Here is a 20,263-nt window from a genome sequence, read left to right as displayed (position 1 = left end):
TGGAGCGGCTATTCGCGACCCTTATCGGGCTTTTTCATTCCATGTATTAGCAGGCCAATTGCCCCAATTGAGACCGGCTGCACGCGGCTGGATGCAGCCATCCGTCATCTCGTAGTTCATGCACACCGGGTATTCCTTGTTACCGACGCGGACCTTGGTGGCTTTGCCCTGCGCGTTCTTCTCTATCACCACGACCTTTTCCGTGGGCTTGAAGTCCATGTGGTCGTCGGCGAAGGCTGCGGCTGCACCGAAACTGATAGTCATGGCGGCGGCGAGCGTTCCTGTAATAAGCTTTTTCATCGTTACGTCCTTGCGTTCGTTCCGTGTTGCCAAATCAATGAGCAACGTGGCTTTCGGTTCCCAATTTCGAAAAAGCCTCCCTTGCCCCGCACTCTAACGTTCCCTAACTGTTCACCCATCGCATGAGTGACGCAGCCCCCATCTATCCGCTGGCGACAGCCGCCGGCGACACCGATCTTCCGCCCTATGCGGAGAGTCTCAACATGCCCCAGCGCGAGGCGGTGCTGACGGCAGAAGGCCCGGTGCTGATGCTGGCTGGCGCAGGCACAGGCAAGACCGCGGCGCTGACTGCGCGGCTGGCGCACCTGATCGCTACACGCAAAGCCTGGCCGAGCGAGATCCTGTGCGTCACCTTTACCAACAAGGCCGCGCGCGAGATGCGCCATCGTGTTGGCCGACATATCGGCGATGCCGTGGAGGGCATGCCATGGCTGGGCACCTTTCACTCGATCTGTGCGCGAATGCTTCGTCGCCACGCTGAGCTGGTCGGGTTGCAGTCGAATTACACCATCATCGACACCGACGATCAGCTCCGCCTGCTCAAACAGCTCATCCAGCAGAACGACCTCGACGAGAAACGTTGGCCTGCACGCCAACTGGCCGGGCTGATCGACCGCTGGAAGAACCGCGGGCTTAACCCGGGTGACCTCGATGCGGTCGAGAACGAGAGCTATGCCAACGGGCGGGGCGCGCAGTTCTACGAGATGTACCAGAAGCGGCTGAAGGAGCTGAATGCCTGCGATTTCGGCGACCTGATGCTGCATGTGCTCAACATCTTCCGGGCCCATCGCGATGTGCTCGAACAATATCAACAACGGTTCAAATATGTGCTGGTCGACGAATACCAGGATACCAATGCGGTCCAGTATCTGTGGCTGCGATTGCTGGCGCAGGAGCGCAAGAACATCTGCGTCGTCGGGGACGACGACCAGTCGATCTATTCCTGGCGCGGGGCGGAGGTTGCCAATATCCTGCGCTTCGAGAAAGACTTTCCCGGCGCCAAGGTGATCAAGCTTGAGCAGAACTATCGTTCTACCCCGCATATCCTCGCCGCTGCTTCCGGGCTCATTACCGCCAATAGCGAACGAATCGGCAAGACGTTATGGACCGAGGTCAATGCCGGCGAGAAGGTTCGCGTCATCGGCGTGTGGGACGGACCGGAAGAAGCGCGCCGCGTGGGCGAAGAAATAGAGCGCCTTGAACGCGAAGGTGCATCACTCGACGAGGTCGCGATCTTGGTCCGTGCGCAGTACCAGACCCGCGAATTCGAGGATCGCTTCATCCAGATTGGCCTCAATTATCGCATCATTGGCGGTTTTCGGTTCTACGAACGCGCGGAAATTCGTGATGCCCTGGCCTATCTGCGGGTCATCGCCCAGCCGCAGGACGATCTCGCATTCGAGCGCATCTACAACCAGCCCAAGCGCGGGCTCGGAGCCAAGACTCTCGAGAAAATGCACCAGCATGCCCGACGCACCGGCCTGCCGCTGGCAGCGGCGTCATTGCAACTGGCCGATAGCGACGAGTTGCCGGCACGCGCCTCGAACACGATTGGCGCGCTCTTGCGGCGGTTCCTCCATTGGCGCGAACAGGCCGAGAAGACCGAGCCTGCAGAATTGCTGCGGCAGGTGCTCGACGATAGCGGCTATACGGACATGCTCGAGAACGAGAAGACCGCCGAGGCCAAGGGGCGGCTCGAAAACCTTTCCGAACTTGCCCGCGCGATGGAAGAATACGACACGCTCGGCGAATTCCTCGAACATGTCAGCCTGGTGATGGATAACGATGCCAACCAGGACGAGGAAAAGGTCACCATCATGACCATGCACGCGGCCAAGGGGCTGGAGTTCAACCATGTCTTCCTACCTGGCTGGGAAGAAGGCGTGTTCCCCAGCCAGCGTGCTCTTGACGAAGGCGGTCTCGCCAGTCTCGAGGAAGAGCGGCGCCTCGCCTATGTCGCCATCACGCGGGCTCGGCGACGATGCACAATCCTCCATGCCGCCAATCGCCGCATCTATGGCCAGTGGACCAGCTCCATTCCCAGCCGCTTCATCGAGGACCTACCCGAAGAGCAGATTGAGCAAGAGACTACCATGACCGGGGGGGCATCTCTGTGGCGCGCGAACTGGAGCGAGAGCGACGATCCCTTTGCCCATGTCGCGCGCGACAAGCCTGAACGTGCTCAAACACGCGGCCCAGGCTGGCAGCGGGCGTTGGATAGCGGCTACGACACCAAGCAATTGGTGGTAAAGGAAAGTCGCCGCAGTGCCGCCAGCTTTGCGGCAACTCCGCGCAACGACATCGCGCTGGGCGCGCGGGTGTTCCACGATAAGTTCGGCTACGGGACAGTGATGAGCCAGGACGGCAACAAGCTCGAGATTGAATTCGAGAAAAGCGGCACCAAGCGCGTCATCGACAGCTTCGTGAAACTGGCGGACTAGGCTTCGGCTGTCTCGGACGGTTCGTCGACTGCCCGGCTTCCGACCCAAGCTTCGAAGGGCCGTGCAATTTCCCCCACGAACCCGCGCGAGCCGCCGTCAACTCCGGTACGGCACTGGATATAGGGCGCTGGATCGACATAGGTTCCGAAAACATGATCCCACAAGGTCAACACGCCGCCATAATTGCTGCCGCACAATTCTAGTTGGTCGATATGGTGCAGGCGATGGGCAGCCGGCGAGATGACCCATCGGCCCCACTTGCCAAGCGTCCACGGAACGTCGGCGTGGATGAAATGCCCCCAGAACGCCCGAACGAGCGCTACGCCTGCAATTGCCCAAACTGGCAGACCGAGCAGCAAGAGCGGCGCGGCGTCGACAAGCAACGCGAGGACATAAGCCAATGGATGTTTGCGCAGCAGCGCCAGCCAGGTCATCGCCTCATCCGAGTGATGCACAGCGTGCACTGGCCACAGCGTCGGCAGGTGCTCTATCCGGTGACGCCAGTAAATAACAAACTCCCCGACAAGGAGCGTGACGCCCACGACGAAGATCGGGTTAGCCCATTGCCAGAAGGCGACGAGCGTGTCGCTCAACACGAGACTTTCGGCCCACCAAGCAGCGGCACTGGCAAAAAATGCCGCCAAGATCACGTAATTGAGGAGAATCAGCGCAAGGTTGGTTTCGGTTTCGTGTCGAGACCGCCGCAAAGCCTCGCCAATTGTCTCACGTTTACAGACAAGTGCCAGCAGGCCGAACACCGCGGCCATCGGGAGCAATTTCAGCCCCAGCGCAAGCGTAGTTGTCGCAAGTGCATCCATGGTCCTTGCCATGGACCGTCCATGGTAAGGGAAGCGTTAAAATGCCCGATGGATTACCCGCGGAATGACACGTCGAGGAAGCCGGGCTTGGGCCCGTTCCACTCGCCCGGTTCCACCGGCGCTTCCTGGCGATCACGGCGACCTCTGCCACTTGCGCCGCGCGGCTTGGAATCGGCGCTAGCTTTCTTCCTGGCTGGCTTTTCCCCACGCGGACTTGGGTCTTCGACGAAGGCCTCCTCGTTTGAAGCCTGGTCATCGCGCGGCCGAGCTTCACGCGGCTTGCGCTCGCGCTGCCTGCTTTCGCGGGGCGCATCTTCGCTGGGTCGGTCGCCACGTGGCTTGTCGTCACGGGATTTTTCTTCGCGAGGCTTGCGTTGGCGCTTGGGCTTTTCTTCGTCGCCCGACTGCGAGCCCGGCTTGGCCTCCGCATCGTGCCCCTTCATCTCGACCCGGACATCGCTCTTGCCGAACACCGTGATCTTGTTCTTGGTCAGCTTCTCGACATTGTCGATGGCCTCGGCATCCTCGGGTGCGACGAACGTAAAGGCGCGGCCCTTGGCGCCGGCACGGCCTGTGCGGCCGATACGGTGCACATAGTCATCGGGATGCCATGGCGTGTCGTAGTTGAAGACGTGGCTGACACCCTTGATGTCGAGCCCGCGCGCAGCAACATCGCTGGCGACGAGAATATTCATGTCACCAGACTTGAACCGTTCGAGTTCCTTGTTGCGGGTGGCCTGGTCGATATCGCCGTGGATCTCGCCGCTCGAAAACCCGCGGCTCTGAAGATATTTGTTAAGTTCGCGAACGGTCGTCTTGCGATTGGCGAAAACGATGGCCGTTTCGACGTGATCATTCTGGAGCAGCCATTCGAGCGTGTCGCGTTTCTGGCGCTGGCCGACATTCACGCGGAATGCGGTGATGTCCTTGTTGGTTGTCGCCGCCCGGCTCACTTCGATCCGCTTGGGGTTGTTCATGAACTTCTTGGACAGCTTCTCGATCGGAGGCGGCATGGTGGCCGAAAACAGCATGGTCTGGCGCTGTTCGGGAAGCTTGGAGCAGATGAACTCGATATCAGGGATGAAGCCCATGTCGAGCATGCGGTCGGCCTCATCGATGACCAGCAGTTCACACCCGTTGAGAAGGATCTTGCCCCGCTCGAACAGGTCCATCAGACGACCCGGCGTAGCGATCAGGACATCGACGCCCTCGTTGAGCGCCTTGACCTGATCGCCCATCTGCACGCCGCCGATCAGCAGCGCCATCTTGAGGTCGTGGTGGGTGCCGTATTTCTCAAAGTTCTCCGCAACCTGCGCAGCAAGTTCGCGCGTCGGTTCGAGGATCAGGCTGCGCGGCATCAGCGCGCGGCGACGGCCGGCGGCCATGATATCGATCATCGGCAGCACGAAGCTGGCGGTTTTGCCGGTGCCGGTCTGAGCGATGCCGATGATGTCTTTCATCATCAGCACTGGCGGGATCGCCTGCTCCTGGATCGGAGTCGGTACGGTATAGCCGGCGGCTTCAACCGCTTTCAGCAATTCGGGAGATAGGCCGAGATCGGCAAAGGTCATTCAAATGTCCGGATTATGGGATGCCCGCAGGCATCCGCGTTTACACGAGACATGCGAAAGACATGCCCCTGAACCGCGCCCTTCGCCAAAAGACCGCGAAATGTCAAGATTGCTCGGGCGAATCACCCTGGTGACGCTAGGCAGGAATCAGCCGCGCAAAGCTCGAAATCTGGCATTTGGTGCCGTTGCGCGACTGCAGCCGGTCGCGCTTGGTGCAAAGATTGCCGTCTTCACTGGGCTCAACATAGAATCCAGAATAGAAATCGCGCGCGCTGCAGGACTTGGGCAATTGCGCGCTGATCATGCGGCGATCGTTGAGAAACAGAACCAGCTTGCTAGGCCCGCCGGTCTGCACTGCAACGATATCGCTGAGGGGTATGCACTTGCCCATTTTCTGCTCGACTACCCGGCGCGGCATTTGTCGCGGCAAGATATTGGTGCGAGGCCGGGCCGGGGAAATACGAATGATAATACGCTGCTCGACCCGCGTCTGCATTGGATTGCGGTCGGTACGCCAGGGCTCGAACGCGAGCCACGGATCCGGTCGTGCCGCGGGCCGCATCTCGATCTGGTCCGCGCCCGACAAGCTGCAGACATCGCCTCCACCGCGTTCAAATGCGCCCAGGTCATCGGCCGTCGGCGCCTGCGGCAAGGCGAGCGCCAATGGCGCAAAGATATGTGCCCAGTTGATCATGGTGAAAAGAGAAAGCCTCCCTCGAGCCCTTGTTCTGACCGCCGCCCCCACGCGTCGGCCACTCCTGCAATAGCGCCCGGGGTTGAATGGTGGCTTAATTCGAACTCCGGTCTGTGCAACTCTGGCAGCAATGTGTTGGGCTGTGGCATAGGAGCCGCATGTTGGAGCGTGAATCTTTTCTCGAGCAGGCCGAGGCATTGCTCGGGCCGCGTGGATTTAGCCGGGATGCAGAGGTTATGGCCCCGTGGCTTGTCGACTGGCGCGGGCGGTACAACGGGCAGGCAATGGCGTTGGCCTCGCCCGCATCGACCGCCGAGGCCAGCCAGCTGGTCAAGCTGTGCGCTGCACATGGCGTGCCGATTGTCCCCCAAGGAGGCAACAGCGGCATGTGCGGCGGGGCGACCCCTGATGACAGCGGGACGGCGATCTTGCTGTCGCTGAGACGCATGAATGCCATCCGCGACCTCGACGCTGAAGCTGGGTTGGCCGTTTGCGACGCAGGGGTAATCCTGCAAAACCTGCATGAAGCCGCTGAACGGGAGCGCATGCGATTTCCTCTCACGCTCGGTGGAAAAGGATCGGCCACGATCGGGGGCCTGATCTCGACAGACGCGGGCGGTACGCAGGTGCTGCGGCACGGTACAATGCGGGCGCAGGTGCTGGGGATCGAGGCCGTATTGCCCGATGGCAGCATTTTTAACAGCCTCGCGTCGCTCAAGAAGGATAATCGCGGTTTCGACCTCAAACAGCTGTTGATCGGGTCGGAGGGCACGTTGGGCATCGTTACCGCTGCCACGCTACGTCTGTTACCGGCGGTAGCTGGCCGGGTGGTGCTGTGGGCAGGCGTCGAGAGCCTGCATCACGCCCGTCAGCTTCTGCTGCGCGCGCAAACCCTGGCAGGAGACGCGCTCGAAGGGTTCGAAGTCATGCCCCGCCATTCTCTCGAAGCAGTTCTGGCCCATCTGCCAGATGCGCGCGACCCGCTGGGTGAAGCGCACGCTTGGTACGCCCTGATAGAGCTGGTTGGCAGCAGGGCGACGGCTGAAAATCTGACCGATCTTGCGGAGATGGTCCTTGCCGACGCACTCGATAGCGAACTGCTGCGCGACGCCACCATTGCCGCCAACGAATCGCAAGCCGAGCAACTCTGGCTGCTGCGCGATTCGATTTCCCCCGCCGAGCGCGCACTCGGGCCCGCGATGCAACATGATATCTCGGTGCCGGTCGAGAAAATGCCGGACTTTGTCGAGATGGCCGCTCCTGCCATTGAACGGCAGTTCCCGGGCACAAGGGCGATTGCTTTCGGCCACCTGGGCGATGGTAACGTACACTTTCACGTCCTTGCCCCACCGCAAGCCACACCCGGCGAGTGGGAGGAGCAGGACGGCAAGGCCATCAGCGCCGCGGTGCACGACCTGGTCACCGAGTGGGGCGGATCGATCAGTGCCGAACACGGGATCGGCCAGATGAAGCGGGACGAACTGGGACGGTTAGGTGACCCGGTTGCGCTAGGCATCATGCGCAGCATCAAGCAGGCGCTTGACCCGCAAGGCCTGATGAACCCCGGCAAGCTTGTGCCCCTTGCGCCCGAAGGCACCACCGCCTAAAGCGCCGCGCATCGCGCGCGGCAGTATCAAGCTGGCGGCGCACCGATCCAAAGCTTTTCGGAGAAATTCCATGGCCAGCGCGCCGCAGCCCAGCCTGCCCCTTCTTTATAATGACCTGATGCCGCTCAACACGCGGGATCACAGCCACTTCAAGACCAGGCCGATGGATGAGGCCAAATGGCTGGGCAAGCACCACGCCATCCCGCTCACGGTCGATGAATTCGTCCAGGCACAGCGCGATTTCCCGATCGTTTTTTCGTCGGGCGAAAATCCGCTGCCGCTGGCGCTGATGGGCCTCAACGAAGGCGTGAACACCTTTGTCGACGAAAACGGCAAGATCAACGAGCCGGTTTATCTGCCGGCATATATCCGCCGCTATCCCTTCCTACTCGCCAAGCTGAACCAGGACAGCGACGATCTGTCGCTGTGTTTCGACCCGACAGCGGGCACAGTGGGTGAATTCGACGAAGGCGAGCCGCTTTTCGGTGACGACGGATCGACCACCCAAGCGACCAAGAACGTGCTCGATTTCTGCGAGAAGTTTGAAGAAGCCGGCCTCCGCACCAAGGCGTTCGTCGATCAGATCAAGGCTGAGGGCCTGCTGATGGACGGAGAAATCTCGATCGAACGGACCGAGTTTCCGGGCAAGCCATACGTTTATCGCGGCTTCCAGATGGTCAATCAGGAGAAGCTGCAGGAAGTTTCGGCCGAGAAGCTGGAACAGTGGAACAAGAACGGCCTGATGGCGCTTATCTTCGCGCATCTGTTCTCGCTCGACCTGATGCGCAATATCTTTTCGCGTCAAGTTTCGCAGGGCCGTGTTCCGGAACCTGTAGAAGACGCCGCCGTCTGACCGCGCATTGTCGATGATTTCAGGGCGGGTTACGTCTTGAAATCACCGAACATCGTCACACATTGGGGACGCCAGGCCGTCCCCCCCTCATTATCGGCCTGGCTGTGCACATGATGCACACCTCCCTGAACTTGGCCACCTCGTGCTTCGGCGCGAGGTGGTTTTTTCTTTTGGCTGAAGAGTTTATTCGGCCGCCTGAGAGAGGTCGGTCCGCCCCAGCGAGAGTATCTCGTCGGCCAGTTCGCGCACCAAACCCGATAGCAAGCGCACGAGCATGGGCATCCGGGCGCTCGTCTTCTCGAACCGTGCATCAAGATAAAGCGAGCGGCACACCTCCAACTGCATGGCGTGAATGCCCAGCGCCGGCCGGCCGTGACGGTCGAGCACATAGCCCCCGGCATAGGGACGATTATGCGCGGCGCGGCGATCGCTTCGGGCGAAATAGCGCAAAGCAGTGGCCGAGAGCATCCCGTCGCTTGATGCACCGAAGCGATCGCCAATGACGAAATCCGCCGGTTGCTCGTCCGGGTGACGCTTCCTGAGCGGCGGCATCGAATGCAGGTCCAGCAACAAGGCTGCTCCCCAGCGGCGGCGAATCGTCGTCAGGGAACGAGTGATTTCAGCGTGATAGGGTTCGTGGATAAGGGCGATGCGTTCATCGACCTCGGCCTGGTTGTGGCGCTGGCGCCAGATTTCACCAAGCCCGTTGAGACGGCGCGGGATCAGGCCGAGACCGCTCTTCGCCCGCCGGTTGGCTCGCGAATGATTTGCGCTACCGACCGGGCCATCCGCCACCATCGACCAATCCATGTCGTCGTCCGCGCGGTTTAGATCGAGCATGGCACGCGGGGCGTGGGCCACTATCAGGGGCGCCCCAGTCTCCTGCGCGATGCTAGTCGCGAGTTCGTCGATCAGGCGATCTTCCAGCCGCAGCATGGCAAATTCGGACTCGCGCATCCGCTCCACCAGCGAGGCGGGATAGCGTCGCCCCCCATGTGGCGCGGCGATGAGCACGGGGATCTCGGGCCTGTCGAGACCCCGAGAGCCGAAGGCTGCCTCGTCAGTTCCGGGAATCCTGCCCCCACCAGTCATATTAACAGCGTTTACTGCGTCGTTATCGCGATTGCTGTTGTCCCGTGCCATGCCTCTGTGCTGGCGTGAAATTCGGTCTGTGTCAAAGCAGGTCGGATTCGAATGGGCGAAAGATTTCTTAAGCGATTGGCGCTATAGGACCGGCTTATGCAAGACCAAGTTCCTCCCCGCCGCATCCTGCTGGCCGAAGACGAAGAAGCCATGCGCAGCTATCTCAGCCGCGCCTTGGAGAATGCCGGTTATGAGGTGATCGCGGTCGATCGTGGAACCGCCGCCCTTCCCGAACTGGCCAAGCATGACTTCGACCTGTTGCTTTCCGATATCGTGATGCCGGAGATGGACGGGATCGAACTGGCCCAGCGTTGCAACGAGATCAGCCCGCGCACCAAGGTAATGTTCATCACGGGGTTCGCAGCGGTTTCGCTCAAGGCAAGCCGCGACCAACCGCAGGCCAAGGTGCTGTCGAAACCATTCCACCTGCGTGACCTCGTGCTGGAAGTCGAACGCGTTTTCGAAGATCGCGAACAGGCTGCGGTTTAGGCCTTGCGAAGCGAGGGGCGCCTCGCTAAACGGCGCGCCTTGCCAACGCAGAAGCGTTCGGCAGTTCGATGGTGTGGGCGTATAGCTCAGTGGTAGAGCACTGTATTGACATTGCAGGGGTCGGAAGTTCAACTCTTCCTACGCCCACCATCGGAACCCGCCGCTGCCGGCGGGTTTTCTGTTTCTGGTCCTGATAAAAACCTGTGATCGATCATTGACTGACAATCCTTCGGGAAATGGTCAGAATTCCCCATCCTCTCCAGGCCAAGCGCCAGCTCTCACCCGTGCCCTTCCCTTGCGCCGTTTGGTGCCTCTGCTAAAGCGCGCGCAACTCCAATTATTCGCGCAAGAGGCAACAGGCAGACATGCAGAAAATCCAGGTCAAGAATCCGGTCGTCGAACTCGATGGCGACGAGATGACGAGAATCATTTGGCAATGGATCCGCGAACGGCTGATCCTGCCCTATCTCGACGTCGACCTGAAATATTATGACCTCTCGATCGAGAAGCGCGACGAGACCGACGACCAGATCACTGTCGATGCAGCCAATGCCATCAAGCAATATGGTGTCGGCGTAAAATGCGCCACCATCACACCTGACGAACAGCGGGTCGAGGAATTCGGCCTCAAGAAGATGTGGGTCAGCCCAAACGGCACTATCCGCAACATCCTGGGTGGCGTCGTCTTCCGCGAGCCGATCGTGATCGACAATGTCCCGCGCCTGGTGCCAGGCTGGACCGACCCGATCGTGGTCGGCCGCCATGCTTTTGGTGACCAGTATCGCGCCAAGGACACGCTGATTCCCGGAAAGGGCAAACTGCGGTTGGTCTTCGAAGGCGAAGATGGGAAGAACATCGACATCGACGTGTTCGAGTTCCCCAGCCCCGGTGTGGCCATGGCCATGTACAATCTCGACGATTCGATCCGCGACTTTGCCCGCGCCTCGATGAATTACGGCCTCAATCGCGGTTGGCCGGTCTATCTGTCGACCAAGAACACTATCCTCAAGAAGTACGATGGCCGCTTCAAGGACCTGTTCGAGGAAATTTTCGAAAGTGAATTTGCCGAAAAGTTCAAGGAAGCTGGCATCACTTACGAACATCGCTTGATCGACGACATGGTTGCCTCCGCGCTCAAGTGGAACGGCAAATTCGTATGGGCGTGCAAGAACTACGATGGCGACGTCCAGTCCGACACAGTCGCGCAGGGCTTCGGTTCGCTCGGCCTTATGACTTCGGTGCTGATGACGCCTGACGGCAAGACGGTGGAAGCCGAAGCCGCGCACGGCACTGTTACCCGCCACTATCGCCAGCACGAACAGGGCAAGGCAACCAGCACCAACCCGATTGCCAGCATATTCGCCTGGACGCGGGGCCTGATCTACCGCGGCAAGTTCGATGATACGCCTGAAGTGGTCCAGTTTGCCGAAACGCTCGAGCGGGTCTGCATCGAAACCGTCGAGAATGGCCAGATGACCAAGGATCTCGCTCTGCTGATCGGTCCGGACCAGAACTGGCTCACTACCGAGCAGTTCTTCGAAGCCATCGTCAACAATCTCGAAAAGGAAATGAGCAACAAGAGCTAATTTGCTCGCTGTTCAATTCCTGACGACACAGGGCGATCCATCCGCAAAGATGGGTCGCCCTTTGTGAATCCGGGGGCTATCACCACTCCATGACCGAAACCCGCAGCAAGGCCCGCCTTGAGGTCCGTCCAGCCAAGTTGAGCGATGTCCGCGCAATCGCCGATCTCGTGCGCCGGGTCTATGACGACATGCCCGCCTACACCCACGGTGAAATTCGTGGCCAGATCAATAATTATCGTGACGGCTGCTTCGTGGCAAAACTCGACGGCAAGCTTGTCGGCTACTGCGCCTCCATGCGCCTGAGCGAGCGGGTCGCTTTCTCCGATCATAGCTGGGACGAAGTGACCGGCAACGGCTTCGGGAGCCGTCACAATGCCAAGGGTGACTGGCTCTATGGCTACGAAATGTGCGTCGATCCCAAGACCCGGGGCACCCGGATCGGGCGGCGCCTGTACGAGGAACGCCGCGCCTTGGCTGAACGGCTCGACTTGACCGGCATCGTCTTTGCAGGCCGGATGCCTGGCTATGCTCGCGCCACGCGGCGCAAGAACAACCGTGCCGAGACCCCGCAGAATTATCTCGACATGGTGCTGGAAGGGAAAATCCACGATCCCGTCCTGCGCTTCCAACTCGCCAATGGCTTCGAACCCGAGGGCGTACTCGAAAACTACCTGCCCGAAGACAAGGCCTCCAAGGCAAATGCCGTCCGGATGGTCTGGCGCAATCCTTACGTCGATGGCGATGCGCCGCCCAAGCACCGCATCCCGCGAGATGTGGAAAGCGTGCGCATTGCCACCTGCCAATTGCAGGCAAGAGCAGTATCCGACTTCGACGAATTCATGCGCCAGGTCGAATATTTCGTTGATGTTGCAGCGGATTACGAGGCGGACTTCATCGTCTTTCCCGAGATGTTCACGCTCATGCTGCTGAGTGCCGAGGAAAAGGTCCTCAACCCGGCGGAATCGATTGAGGCGCTAACCCGTTATACCACGCGCCTTCGCAGCAAGCTCAGCGAGATGGCGCTCAATTTCAATATCAACATCATCGGCGGCTCGCATCCCACCCGGATGGAAGACGGTGATATCCACAATGTCGCCTATGTCTGCCTGCGTGATGGCTCGGTCCATGCGCAGGAGAAGATACACCCTACTCCCAACGAGACCTATTGGTGGAACATCAAGGGCGGAGACAGCATTGATGCGATCCAGACCGACTGCGGTCCGATCGGGGTACTTATCTGCTATGATTCCGAATTTCCAGAACTCGCCCGCAGACTGGTAGACGAAGGCGCGCGAATCATTTTCGTGCCGTTCTGCACCGACAGCCGACAAGGCTACATGCGGGTACGTTATTGCGCCCAGGCGCGGGCCATTGAGAACCAGTGTTTCGTCGTGATGAGCGGCAATGTTGGCAATCTGCCCAACGTTGCCAATATGGACATCCAGTATGCCCAAAGCTGCATCCTGACCCCGTGCGATTTTCCCTTCGCACGTGACGGCATCGCCGCCGAGGCGACCGAGAACGTCGAAACCCTGACCATCAGCGACGTCAATCTGGCTGATCTGAGCTGGGCGCGTGCAGAAGGCACGGTTCAGAATCTCGCCGATCGCCGGTTCGATCTCTATCGCATCGAGTGGGACAAGCGGGTCGGCCAAGTTTCGCCGCGCATTGGCGAGGATAATGAACCCTCGCCGCCAGCAGGCCCGCATGGTGGGCGTGGAGGTTGACTATCAGTCCCTGCAATCGGGCGAAAAACGCCGCACGGCAGGCGTGACCTTGGCCGCAAGCGCGCTATAGGACTCGCATGGCCGGCGAACTTTCCTTCTCTCCCGTGATGTCGGATGCCTTGGTGATCCTCGGCTCTGCCGGGATCGTCATCCCCGTCTTCACCCGCTTCAAAATCACGCCGGTCATCGGCTTCATCCTGATCGGAATTGCGGTCGGCCCGTTCGGGCTCGGCGCGTGGGTTTATGATTACGAGTGGCTCAATCTCATAACCATATCCGATCCCGAGGGTTTGGAACCCTTTGCCGAATTCGGCATCATCTTGCTGCTATTCGCCATTGGGTTGGAACTGTCGTTCAAGCGATTGTGGACCTTGCGCCGACTTGTCTTCGGCCTCGGCGCGATGGAATTGCTGGTGATTGGTTCCTGTCTGGCGGCAGTGCTGGCGATGATGGGCCAGTATTGGACCGGCGCAATGGCGCTTGGTTTCGCCCTCGCCTTTTCGTCGACTGCCATCGTGCTGCCGATCTCGGGCACAAAGTCGCCGGTTGGACGCGCGGCGCTGTCGATGCTCCTGTTCGAGGATATCATGATCGTCCCGATCATCTTCATCCTCGGCGCGCTTGCTCCGTTTGCGCAAAGCGAAGGGGCAGATGCCCTGGTCGACACATTGTGGCAAGGCGGACTTGTGATCGCAGCATTGTTGGTCATCGGCCGGATCGCCCTGCCTCGCCTGTTCGCTCAAGCGGCCCGGACCAAGAGCCCCGAGCTATTCCTTGCCGCATCGTTGCTGGTGGTGATCGGTGCCAGCCTGGCCACGGCTGTCGTGGGCCTTTCGCCCATCGTGGGCGCGTTGATCGCCGGCTTGCTCATCGCCGAAACCGAATATCACGGCGAGGTCGAGGCGATCATGGAGCCTTTCAAAGGCCTGGCGCTGGGGATCTTCCTGATCACGGTAGGCATGAGCATCGACCTGGTGAGCATATGGGACAATCTATGGCCCATCCTCACGGCAGTCTTGCTGGTCCTTACTTTCAAGGCGCTGGTAACCGGGATCCTGCTGCGACTGATGGGCGCGCGGCGCAGCACCGCGGCTGAAACCGGCATCTTGATGGCCAGCCCCTCCGAAACGACGCTGATCGTGTTGACCGCGGCAGGTTCAGCCATGCTGATCCAGCCCGGTACCGCGCAATTCTGGCAAATCGTCACGGCAATCGGTCTCACAGTCACCCCGCTACTGGCCATGCTGGGTCGTGCAATCGGTCGCCATGTCGAGCCGGTTCCCGAACTCGATGACGGGGATACGAACGAACCGCGGGTGATCATCATCGGGATTGGACGCGTCGGAATGCTGGTCGCCGACATGTTAAAAGCGCACGACCGCCCCTATGTCGCCATCGACAGTGATGCCGACCTGATCTCCGCTGCCCGCAAACGCGGCTATCGCGCGATCTTCGGCGATGCAGCGCGCGGCGATGTCCTCGACAACCTCGGCATTGAGAATGCCCTGGCCGTAGTCCTCACCATGGACGAACCCGTTCTCTCGGAACGCCTGATCGCCAAGCTACGCAAAGACAATCCTGAGCTACTCATCGTAGGGCGCGCCCGCGACAGCCAGCACGCCGCCGATCTCTACCGCGCTGGCGCCAGCCATGCTGTGCCCGAAACGCTCGAAAGTTCGCTCCAGCTATCCGAAGCGGTCCTAGGCGATATCGGTGTTCCGATGGGGCCGGTCATTGCTTCGATCCATGCTAAGCGCGATGAATTCCGCGAGCAAATTCAGAGAGATGCGGACTTAGCTGAAAAGCCGAAATTGCGGTCCAGCACGATCCAGGCTTAAAAATAGTCGAACCTTTTTCACCGCTCGCGCATTGGTTGGGAAAAGGAGAGAAAAATGTCAGACCCGACCAAGCCGACACCTAATGACGAAAAATTCAAGCCGCAAAACGTCAAGGGTCCTTTGAAAGATACAAACCCGACCAACCAGCATCGCGAAAAACCGGGCGATACTGGCGGAAACGATGTCCCGCGCGGCAGCAGTGGGCAGACCAAGTCCACGCCTAGCGCCTGACTCGAAACGTGAATCAGGCAGAAGGTCGCCTAAGCGTCCACCGACGCCAGCTTGGCACGTACCGCGTCGAGCGCGTCCTCGGCCTTGCCACCATCGGGACCGCCACCCTGGGCCATATCGGGGCGGCCACCACCGCCCTTACCGCCGAGCGCCTCGACGGCAACGCGAACCAGCTGCACGGCATCGATACGGTCGGTCATATCGTCGGTTACGGCGGCGGCGAATGCAGCCTTGCCGTCATTCACTGCGCAGATAGCGGCCACGCCTGAACCAATGCGCTGCTTGGCCTCGTCGAGAAGGCCGCGCAGATCCTTGGGGTTGAGCCCCTCGATAACCTGCCCGGAAAAAGTGACGCCGCCGATGGTTTCATCCTGCGGCCCGGTACTTGCATGTCCGCCGCCCAAGGCCAGTTGTTTCTTTGTCTCGGCCAGTTCCCGTTCGAGCGCTTTGCGTTCGTCGAGGAGCGCGGAGACCCGCTCGGCTACCTCTTCGGGTTGGGTGCGCAATGCGCTGGCAGCCGTTTTCAGCGCTTCCTCGCGTCTGACCAACCATTGCCGTGCAGCGTCACCCGTGAGTGCCTCAATACGCCGCACACCGGAGCTCACTGCACTCTCGCTGATGATGCGGAACAGCTGGATATCGCCCGTCGCGCGGACATGAGTGCCGCCGCATAGCTCGACCGAGTAGGTCTTGCCGTCATTCGAGGAGCGCCCCATTGAGAGGACCCTAACTTCCTCGCCATACTTCTCGCCGAACAGAGCGAGCGCCCCGGCCTCGACAGCGTCGTCGGGGGACATCAGGCGCGTCGATACAGCCTCGTTGAAACGGATCTCAGCGTTTACCTCCGCTTCGATAGCGGCGATGTCCTCCGGGTCGAGCGGCTTGGGGTGCGAGAAATCGAACCGCAAGCGGTCCTCGGCCACAAGCGACCCCTTCTGCGTTACATGGCCGCCGAGCCGATTGCGCAAGGCGGCGTGAGCCAGGTGGGTCGCAGAATGGTTGGCGCGAATGCGGTCGCGCCGTTCGGCATCGACTTCGAGATGCACCGTGTCACCCGTTTTGAGCGTTCCGGCCTCGATTTTCGTCGCATGGGTATGCAACCGGCCGAGTGGCTTGCCGGTGTCGGTGACCAGCGCGTTCAAGCCAGCCGGAGTGGACAAGGTGCCGCAGTCGCCGGTTTGCCCGCCGCTTTCGCCATAGAACGGCGTCTGGTTTGTTACGATCAGAACGTCGTCGCCAGCCTTGGCTGATTGGACCTCCGCGCCGTCCTTCACGAGCGCGACCACACGGCCTTCGCCGCTGGTGGCGGTGTAGCCGGTGAACTCGGTCGCTCCCTCGCGTTCGGCGATGTCGAACCAGACTTCGCTATCGGCAGCCTGGCCAGACCCCTTCCACGCCGCGCGGGCGGCAGCTTTCTGCTGCTGCATCGCTGATGTGAAACCTTCTTCGTCAACCGCGATCCCCCGTGAACGCAGCGCATCCTCGGTCAGATCGTAAGGAAAGCCAAAAGTGTCATAGAGCTTGAACGCGGTCGCGCCGTCGAGCGTATCGCCTTCGTGCATGTCGCTCGTCGCATCGTCGAGCAGCTTCAAGCCCTTGTCCAATGTCTGGCGGAACCGTGTTTCCTCGCGTTCGAGCGTTTCCTCGATCAGCACCTGGCCGCGGTTCAATTCGGGATAGGCCTGTCCCATCTCGGCGACCAGCGCCGGCACGAGGCGATGCATCAACGGATCGTCCGCGCCGAGCAGGTGCGCATGGCGCATGGCGCGGCGCATGATACGGCGCAAAACGTAGCCTCGCCCCTCGTTGGAGGGCAGTACGCCGTCCGCAATAAGAAAACTGGTCGAACGCAGGTGGTCGGCGATTACCCGGTGGCTTGCCTGCGTGGCCCCTTCAGCTTTTTCTCCAACCAGCCCCTCGGACACGGAAATAAGAGCTTTGAAAGTGTCAGTGTCGTAATTGTTGTGAACGCCCTGCATGACTGCGGCGATGCGCTCTAGCCCCATCCCGGTATCGATGTTCTTGTTCGGCAGGTCACCGCTTATTTCGCCACCAGACTGCTCGTGCTGCATGAACACGAGGTTCCAGATCTCAACAAAACGGTCTCCGTCCTCGTCCGGTGAGCCAGGAAGGCCACCGGGGATCTGCTCGCCGTGATCGTAGAAAATTTCCGAACACGGCCCACACGGCCCGTCGTCGCCCATGGCCCAAAAATTGTCCTTGGTGGCAATCCGGATGATCCGCTCTTCCGGCAGGCCGGCGATTTTCTGCCAGAGAGAAAACGCCTCGTCGTCGGTATGGTAGACAGTCGCAGTGAGCCTGGCTGGATCGATGCCCCATTCCTTCGTCAGCAGCGCCCACGCGTGGACGATCGCCTGTTCCTTGAAATAGTCACCGAAAGAGAAATTGCCGAGCATCTCGAAGAAGGTGTGATGCCGTGCAGTGTAACCGACATTATCGAGATCATTGTGCTTGCCGCCAGCACGGACGCATTTCTGGGCGCTCGTTGCGGTTGGCGCTGGCGCGGCTTCAAGACCGGTAAACACGTTCTTGAACGGTACCATGCCCGCATTGACGAACATCAGGCTGGGATCGTTATACGGCACCAACGGCGCCGAAGATATTTCGGCGTGCCCGTGACCGGCAAAATAGTCGAGAAAACTGCGGCGGATGTCGTTGGTCGATTGCATGGCAGCGAGTTAGGGCCTCAGGCGCTGCTCGACAAGCGGGGAAGTGGCGTAAGAGCGTGACAAACCGGCGCGGAATACGATGCTAGGCTGGATGCCCTAAGCCGGAACAGCAGTGACAATCCAGGCTGCTGCGGGGAGTGCCACGATACCAGAATGCGAATGACCCGAAAGATAGTCTCGCAGCCTGGCCTCGAACCGCGCTCTTTGTTCACCTTCCAGCGTTGCGAGCGGTCGTGCAGCAGGTCCGATAACCTTGAAATGCGCCATCGCATCCTCGACCGGATCTTCACCGGTGCCCGTGACATAAGCGAAATCCACAGGTTCAAAATTGATTTCGCGCCAACCTGCCTCGGACAGGATAGGTTCGACATATTCAGTATCGGCAAAGGCAAAAGGACCCGGCGCACCGGGCACCGATGCAACGGCGGCCTCAGCCGGCAAAAAACTGGCAACCTTCCCGGCCCAGGGGTTCTCTCTGACGGAACGGAAACAGCTGAAGACGAGGCGCGCGTCAGCCGACGCGATTTCGGCAAAATGGGAAAATGCCGCAACCGGTTGGTCAAAGAACATCACTCCGTGGCGCGACACCAGCAGGTCCGGAGCAAAACCGGCACGATCCCATTCGGACGCGTCGGCTGTCTCGAAATCGACGTTTGAAAGGTTCCTGCCGCGCCGCTTGGCTACTTCGATCAGTTCGTCGCTGACATCAACGCCGACGATCCTGGCTTGTGGATGCCCGCGACCGAGCGCCATCGACAATTCACCTGCGCCGCAGCCTATATCTAGAACCTTGGCGAGCCTACGCGCGCTGGCCCTGCCCAGCAATTTGTCGGTCAGACCCAAGAAGCTGCGATCAGTGCGCGCGTAATGCTTGGCCCAGGCCGTACCGGTTTCGCCTTGCCAGGCAGCCTTGTCGGTCATCGTGTCATCCCTGCGTTCTACCCATTGTCGGTCATAAGAAACCACTTGCAGCTCGGAGCTGCTTTTCGGCAGCCCGGGTATCTACGCCAAGAACTGAAGATCCCATAGAAAAACCGGCGCGAATCTCGGGGGAGATCGCGCCGGTTTTCCGTCTGCTCGGGTATCGGATGACTGGACCGATTTAATCGGCCAGCCGGGATAATTCGCGCTTCGGCAGCGACACCCGCTTGAGAAGAGTTTCCTTAGTCCTCCGCGTCAGGACCGGTCATCATCTCCTCGGCGACCTTGTCGGTTTTACCGCGAATTGCGGCTTCCAACTTGTCGCAAACTTCAGGGTTTTCCTTCAGATAGGTCTTGGCGTTTTCGCGGCCCTGGCCGATCCGGATGCTATCATAGCTGAACCACGAACCGGATTTTTCCACGATCCCGGCTTTCACGCCCAGGTCGAGTATCTCGCCGATCTTGGAAATACCTTCGCCATACATGATGTCGAACTCGACCTGCTTGAAGGGCGGAGCGACCTTGTTCTTGACCACTTTAACCCGCGTCGAGTTACCAACCACTTCGTCGCGGTCCTTGATCTGGCCAGTGCGGCGAATATCGAGCCGTACCGAAGCATAGAACTTGAGCGCATTGCCACCGGTGGTCGTTTCGGGATTACCGTACATCACACCGATCTTCATGCGCAGCTGGTTGATGAAGATTACCATGCACTTGGACCGGTTGATCGAGCCGGTCAGCTTGCGCAGCGACTGGCTCATCAAGCGAGCCTGCAGGCCGACATGGCTGTCGCCCATCTCACCCTCGATTTCAGCCCGCGGAACTAGCGCGGCGACCGAGTCGACGACCAGCACATCGATGGCATTGGAACGCACCAGCGTATCGACGATCTCGAGAGCCTGCTCGCCCGTATCGGGCTGCGAAATAATCAGTTCGTCGATATCGACGCCAAGGGCCTTGGCGTAAATCGGGTCGAGCGCGTGTTCGGCATCGACGAAAGCCACTGTGCCGCCATTCTTCTGCGCCTCTGCCAGCACATGCAGTGCCAGCGTGGTCTTGCCCGAGCTTTCCGGACCATAAACCTCGATCACGCGGCCTTTGGGAAGACCACCGATACCGAGCGCGATATCGAGGCCGAGCGAACCGGTCGAAATGGATTCGACGTTCATTGCCTCTTTCGAGCCCAGCTTCATCGCCGAACCCTTGCCGAATGCGCGGTCGATCTGCGCGAGTGCGGCGTCCAGCGCCTTCTGACGGTCCACGTTGCTTTCCTTGTCTACCAGTTTGAGTCCCGCAGCCATGTCACACACCTCCATCAGTTGCCACCAGCGTTCAGTCGCCTATCAACTGTTGG

16 protein-coding genes and 1 tRNA gene are annotated in these 20,263 nt (G+C 60.1%); 9 read left to right on the top strand and 8 right to left on the bottom strand.

What is annotated here, in order from left to right:
- Positions 1-21: 21 nt before the first annotated feature.
- Complete coding sequence (locus ACXYL9_RS06335; protein WP_459038738.1) at positions 22-300, bottom strand: hypothetical protein; 279 nt, start codon at positions 298-300, stop codon at positions 22-24.
- 122 nt (positions 301-422) lie between these two features.
- Between ACXYL9_RS06335 and ACXYL9_RS06330 the strand changes: the two genes are divergently transcribed.
- Positions 423-2,741, top strand: a complete 2,319-nt coding sequence (locus ACXYL9_RS06330; protein WP_459038737.1) for an ATP-dependent helicase — start codon at positions 423-425, stop codon at positions 2,739-2,741.
- Here the strand turns inward: ACXYL9_RS06330 and ACXYL9_RS06325 are convergent.
- The 3 genes from ACXYL9_RS06325 to ACXYL9_RS06315 all read right to left on the bottom strand — a co-directional run bounded on the left by ACXYL9_RS06325 (position 2,738) and on the right by ACXYL9_RS06315 (position 5,824).
- Positions 2,738-3,571, bottom strand: a complete 834-nt coding sequence (locus tag ACXYL9_RS06325; protein ID WP_459038736.1) for a sterol desaturase family protein — start codon at positions 3,569-3,571, stop codon at positions 2,738-2,740. The genes ACXYL9_RS06330 and ACXYL9_RS06325 overlap by 4 nt on opposite strands.
- Before the next feature lie 41 nt (positions 3,572-3,612).
- On the bottom strand, positions 3,613-5,130 hold the full coding sequence (locus ACXYL9_RS06320) for a DEAD/DEAH box helicase (protein ID WP_459038735.1): 1,518 nt from the start codon (positions 5,128-5,130) through the stop codon (positions 3,613-3,615).
- 136 nt (positions 5,131-5,266) lie between these two features.
- Positions 5,267-5,824, bottom strand: a complete 558-nt coding sequence (locus ACXYL9_RS06315; protein ID WP_459038734.1) for a hypothetical protein — start codon at positions 5,822-5,824, stop codon at positions 5,267-5,269.
- Between the two features lie 158 nt (positions 5,825-5,982).
- Between ACXYL9_RS06315 and ACXYL9_RS06310 the strand changes: the two genes are divergently transcribed.
- Positions 5,983-7,431: an FAD-binding oxidoreductase gene (locus ACXYL9_RS06310; protein WP_459038733.1), complete on the top strand. Its 1,449-nt coding sequence runs from the start codon at positions 5,983-5,985 to the stop codon at positions 7,429-7,431.
- Positions 7,432-7,501: 70 nt separating this feature from the next.
- Positions 7,502-8,284, top strand: coding sequence for a SapC family protein (locus tag ACXYL9_RS06305; protein WP_459038732.1), 783 nt, complete (start codon positions 7,502-7,504; stop codon positions 8,282-8,284).
- Positions 8,285-8,467: 183 nt separating this feature from the next.
- Here the strand turns inward: ACXYL9_RS06305 and ACXYL9_RS06300 are convergent, their stop codons facing one another.
- On the bottom strand, positions 8,468-9,427 hold the full coding sequence (locus ACXYL9_RS06300) for an N-formylglutamate amidohydrolase (protein WP_459038731.1): 960 nt from the start codon (positions 9,425-9,427) through the stop codon (positions 8,468-8,470).
- A 96-nt stretch (positions 9,428-9,523) separates the two neighbouring features.
- Here ACXYL9_RS06300 and cpdR point away from each other — a divergent pair, with 96 nt between their 5' ends.
- The 6 genes from cpdR to ACXYL9_RS06270 all read left to right on the top strand — a co-directional run bounded on the left by cpdR (position 9,524) and on the right by ACXYL9_RS06270 (position 15,298).
- A complete protein-coding gene (gene cpdR / locus ACXYL9_RS06295) occupies positions 9,524-9,916 on the top strand; it encodes a cell cycle two-component system response regulator CpdR (RefSeq protein WP_459038730.1) in 393 nt (130 codons plus the stop codon).
- A 75-nt stretch (positions 9,917-9,991) separates the two neighbouring features.
- Positions 9,992-10,066 (top strand) — tRNA-Val (locus tag ACXYL9_RS06290).
- 215 nt (positions 10,067-10,281) lie between these two features.
- A complete protein-coding gene (locus ACXYL9_RS06285) occupies positions 10,282-11,502 on the top strand; it encodes an NADP-dependent isocitrate dehydrogenase (protein WP_459038729.1) in 1,221 nt (406 codons plus the stop codon).
- Between the two features lie 89 nt (positions 11,503-11,591).
- The gene (locus ACXYL9_RS06280; RefSeq protein ID WP_459038728.1) at positions 11,592-13,229 is read left to right on the top strand and encodes a GNAT family N-acetyltransferase; all 1,638 of its coding nucleotides are present in this window, start codon (positions 11,592-11,594) and stop codon (positions 13,227-13,229) included.
- Positions 13,230-13,306: 77 nt separating this feature from the next.
- Positions 13,307-15,067 carry a cation:proton antiporter domain-containing protein gene (locus ACXYL9_RS06275; RefSeq protein WP_459038727.1) on the top strand — a complete coding sequence of 587 codons (1,761 nt, stop codon included), beginning with the start codon at positions 13,307-13,309 and terminating at the stop codon, positions 15,065-15,067.
- 54 nt (positions 15,068-15,121) lie between these two features.
- Positions 15,122-15,298, top strand: a complete 177-nt coding sequence (locus ACXYL9_RS06270) for a hypothetical protein (RefSeq protein WP_459038726.1) — start codon at positions 15,122-15,124, stop codon at positions 15,296-15,298.
- A gap of 29 nt (positions 15,299-15,327) precedes the next feature.
- Here the strand turns inward: ACXYL9_RS06270 and alaS are convergent, their stop codons facing one another.
- The 3 genes from alaS to recA all read right to left on the bottom strand — a co-directional run bounded on the left by alaS (position 15,328) and on the right by recA (position 20,210).
- Entirely contained in the window at positions 15,328-17,988 is a 2,661-nt protein-coding gene (alaS, locus tag ACXYL9_RS06265; protein WP_459038725.1) for an alanine--tRNA ligase, read from the bottom strand.
- A 96-nt stretch (positions 17,989-18,084) separates the two neighbouring features.
- On the bottom strand, positions 18,085-18,909 hold the full coding sequence (locus ACXYL9_RS06260) for a class I SAM-dependent methyltransferase (RefSeq protein WP_459038724.1): 825 nt from the start codon (positions 18,907-18,909) through the stop codon (positions 18,085-18,087).
- A 242-nt stretch (positions 18,910-19,151) separates the two neighbouring features.
- Positions 19,152-20,210 carry a recombinase RecA gene (gene recA, locus ACXYL9_RS06255; RefSeq protein ID WP_459038723.1) on the bottom strand — a complete coding sequence of 353 codons (1,059 nt, stop codon included), beginning with the start codon at positions 20,208-20,210 and terminating at the stop codon, positions 19,152-19,154.
- Positions 20,211-20,263 lie beyond the last annotated feature (53 nt).

This window comes from Qipengyuania sp. CAU 1752 (assembly GCF_054482615.1).
Note: the sequence above shows the minus strand (reverse complement) of the source record. Positions and strands in the feature narration are given on the sequence as shown.

Coding starts and splice junctions, on each gene's coding strand:
- ACXYL9_RS06280 (WP_459038728.1), top strand. CDS start 11,592: ATGACCGAAACCCGCAGCAAGGCCCGCCTTGAGGTCCGTCCAGCCAAG.
- ACXYL9_RS06320 (WP_459038735.1), bottom strand. CDS start 5,130: ATGACCTTTGCCGATCTCGGCCTATCTCCCGAATTGCTGAAAGCGGTT.
- ACXYL9_RS06330 (WP_459038737.1), top strand. CDS start 423: ATGAGTGACGCAGCCCCCATCTATCCGCTGGCGACAGCCGCCGGCGAC.
- ACXYL9_RS06300 (WP_459038731.1), bottom strand. CDS start 9,427: ATGGCACGGGACAACAGCAATCGCGATAACGACGCAGTAAACGCTGTT.
- ACXYL9_RS06325 (WP_459038736.1), bottom strand. CDS start 3,571: ATGGCAAGGACCATGGATGCACTTGCGACAACTACGCTTGCGCTGGGG.
- recA (WP_459038723.1), bottom strand. CDS start 20,210: ATGGCTGCGGGACTCAAACTGGTAGACAAGGAAAGCAACGTGGACCGT.
- ACXYL9_RS06305 (WP_459038732.1), top strand. CDS start 7,502: ATGGCCAGCGCGCCGCAGCCCAGCCTGCCCCTTCTTTATAATGACCTG.
- ACXYL9_RS06315 (WP_459038734.1), bottom strand. CDS start 5,824: ATGATCAACTGGGCACATATCTTTGCGCCATTGGCGCTCGCCTTGCCG.
- ACXYL9_RS06260 (WP_459038724.1), bottom strand. CDS start 18,909: ATGACCGACAAGGCTGCCTGGCAAGGCGAAACCGGTACGGCCTGGGCC.
- alaS (WP_459038725.1), bottom strand. CDS start 17,988: ATGCAATCGACCAACGACATCCGCCGCAGTTTTCTCGACTATTTTGCC.
- cpdR (WP_459038730.1), top strand. CDS start 9,524: ATGCAAGACCAAGTTCCTCCCCGCCGCATCCTGCTGGCCGAAGACGAA.
- ACXYL9_RS06275 (WP_459038727.1), top strand. CDS start 13,307: ATGGCCGGCGAACTTTCCTTCTCTCCCGTGATGTCGGATGCCTTGGTG.
- ACXYL9_RS06335 (WP_459038738.1), bottom strand. CDS start 300: ATGAAAAAGCTTATTACAGGAACGCTCGCCGCCGCCATGACTATCAGT.
- ACXYL9_RS06310 (WP_459038733.1), top strand. CDS start 5,983: ATGTTGGAGCGTGAATCTTTTCTCGAGCAGGCCGAGGCATTGCTCGGG.
- ACXYL9_RS06285 (WP_459038729.1), top strand. CDS start 10,282: ATGCAGAAAATCCAGGTCAAGAATCCGGTCGTCGAACTCGATGGCGAC.
- ACXYL9_RS06270 (WP_459038726.1), top strand. CDS start 15,122: ATGTCAGACCCGACCAAGCCGACACCTAATGACGAAAAATTCAAGCCG.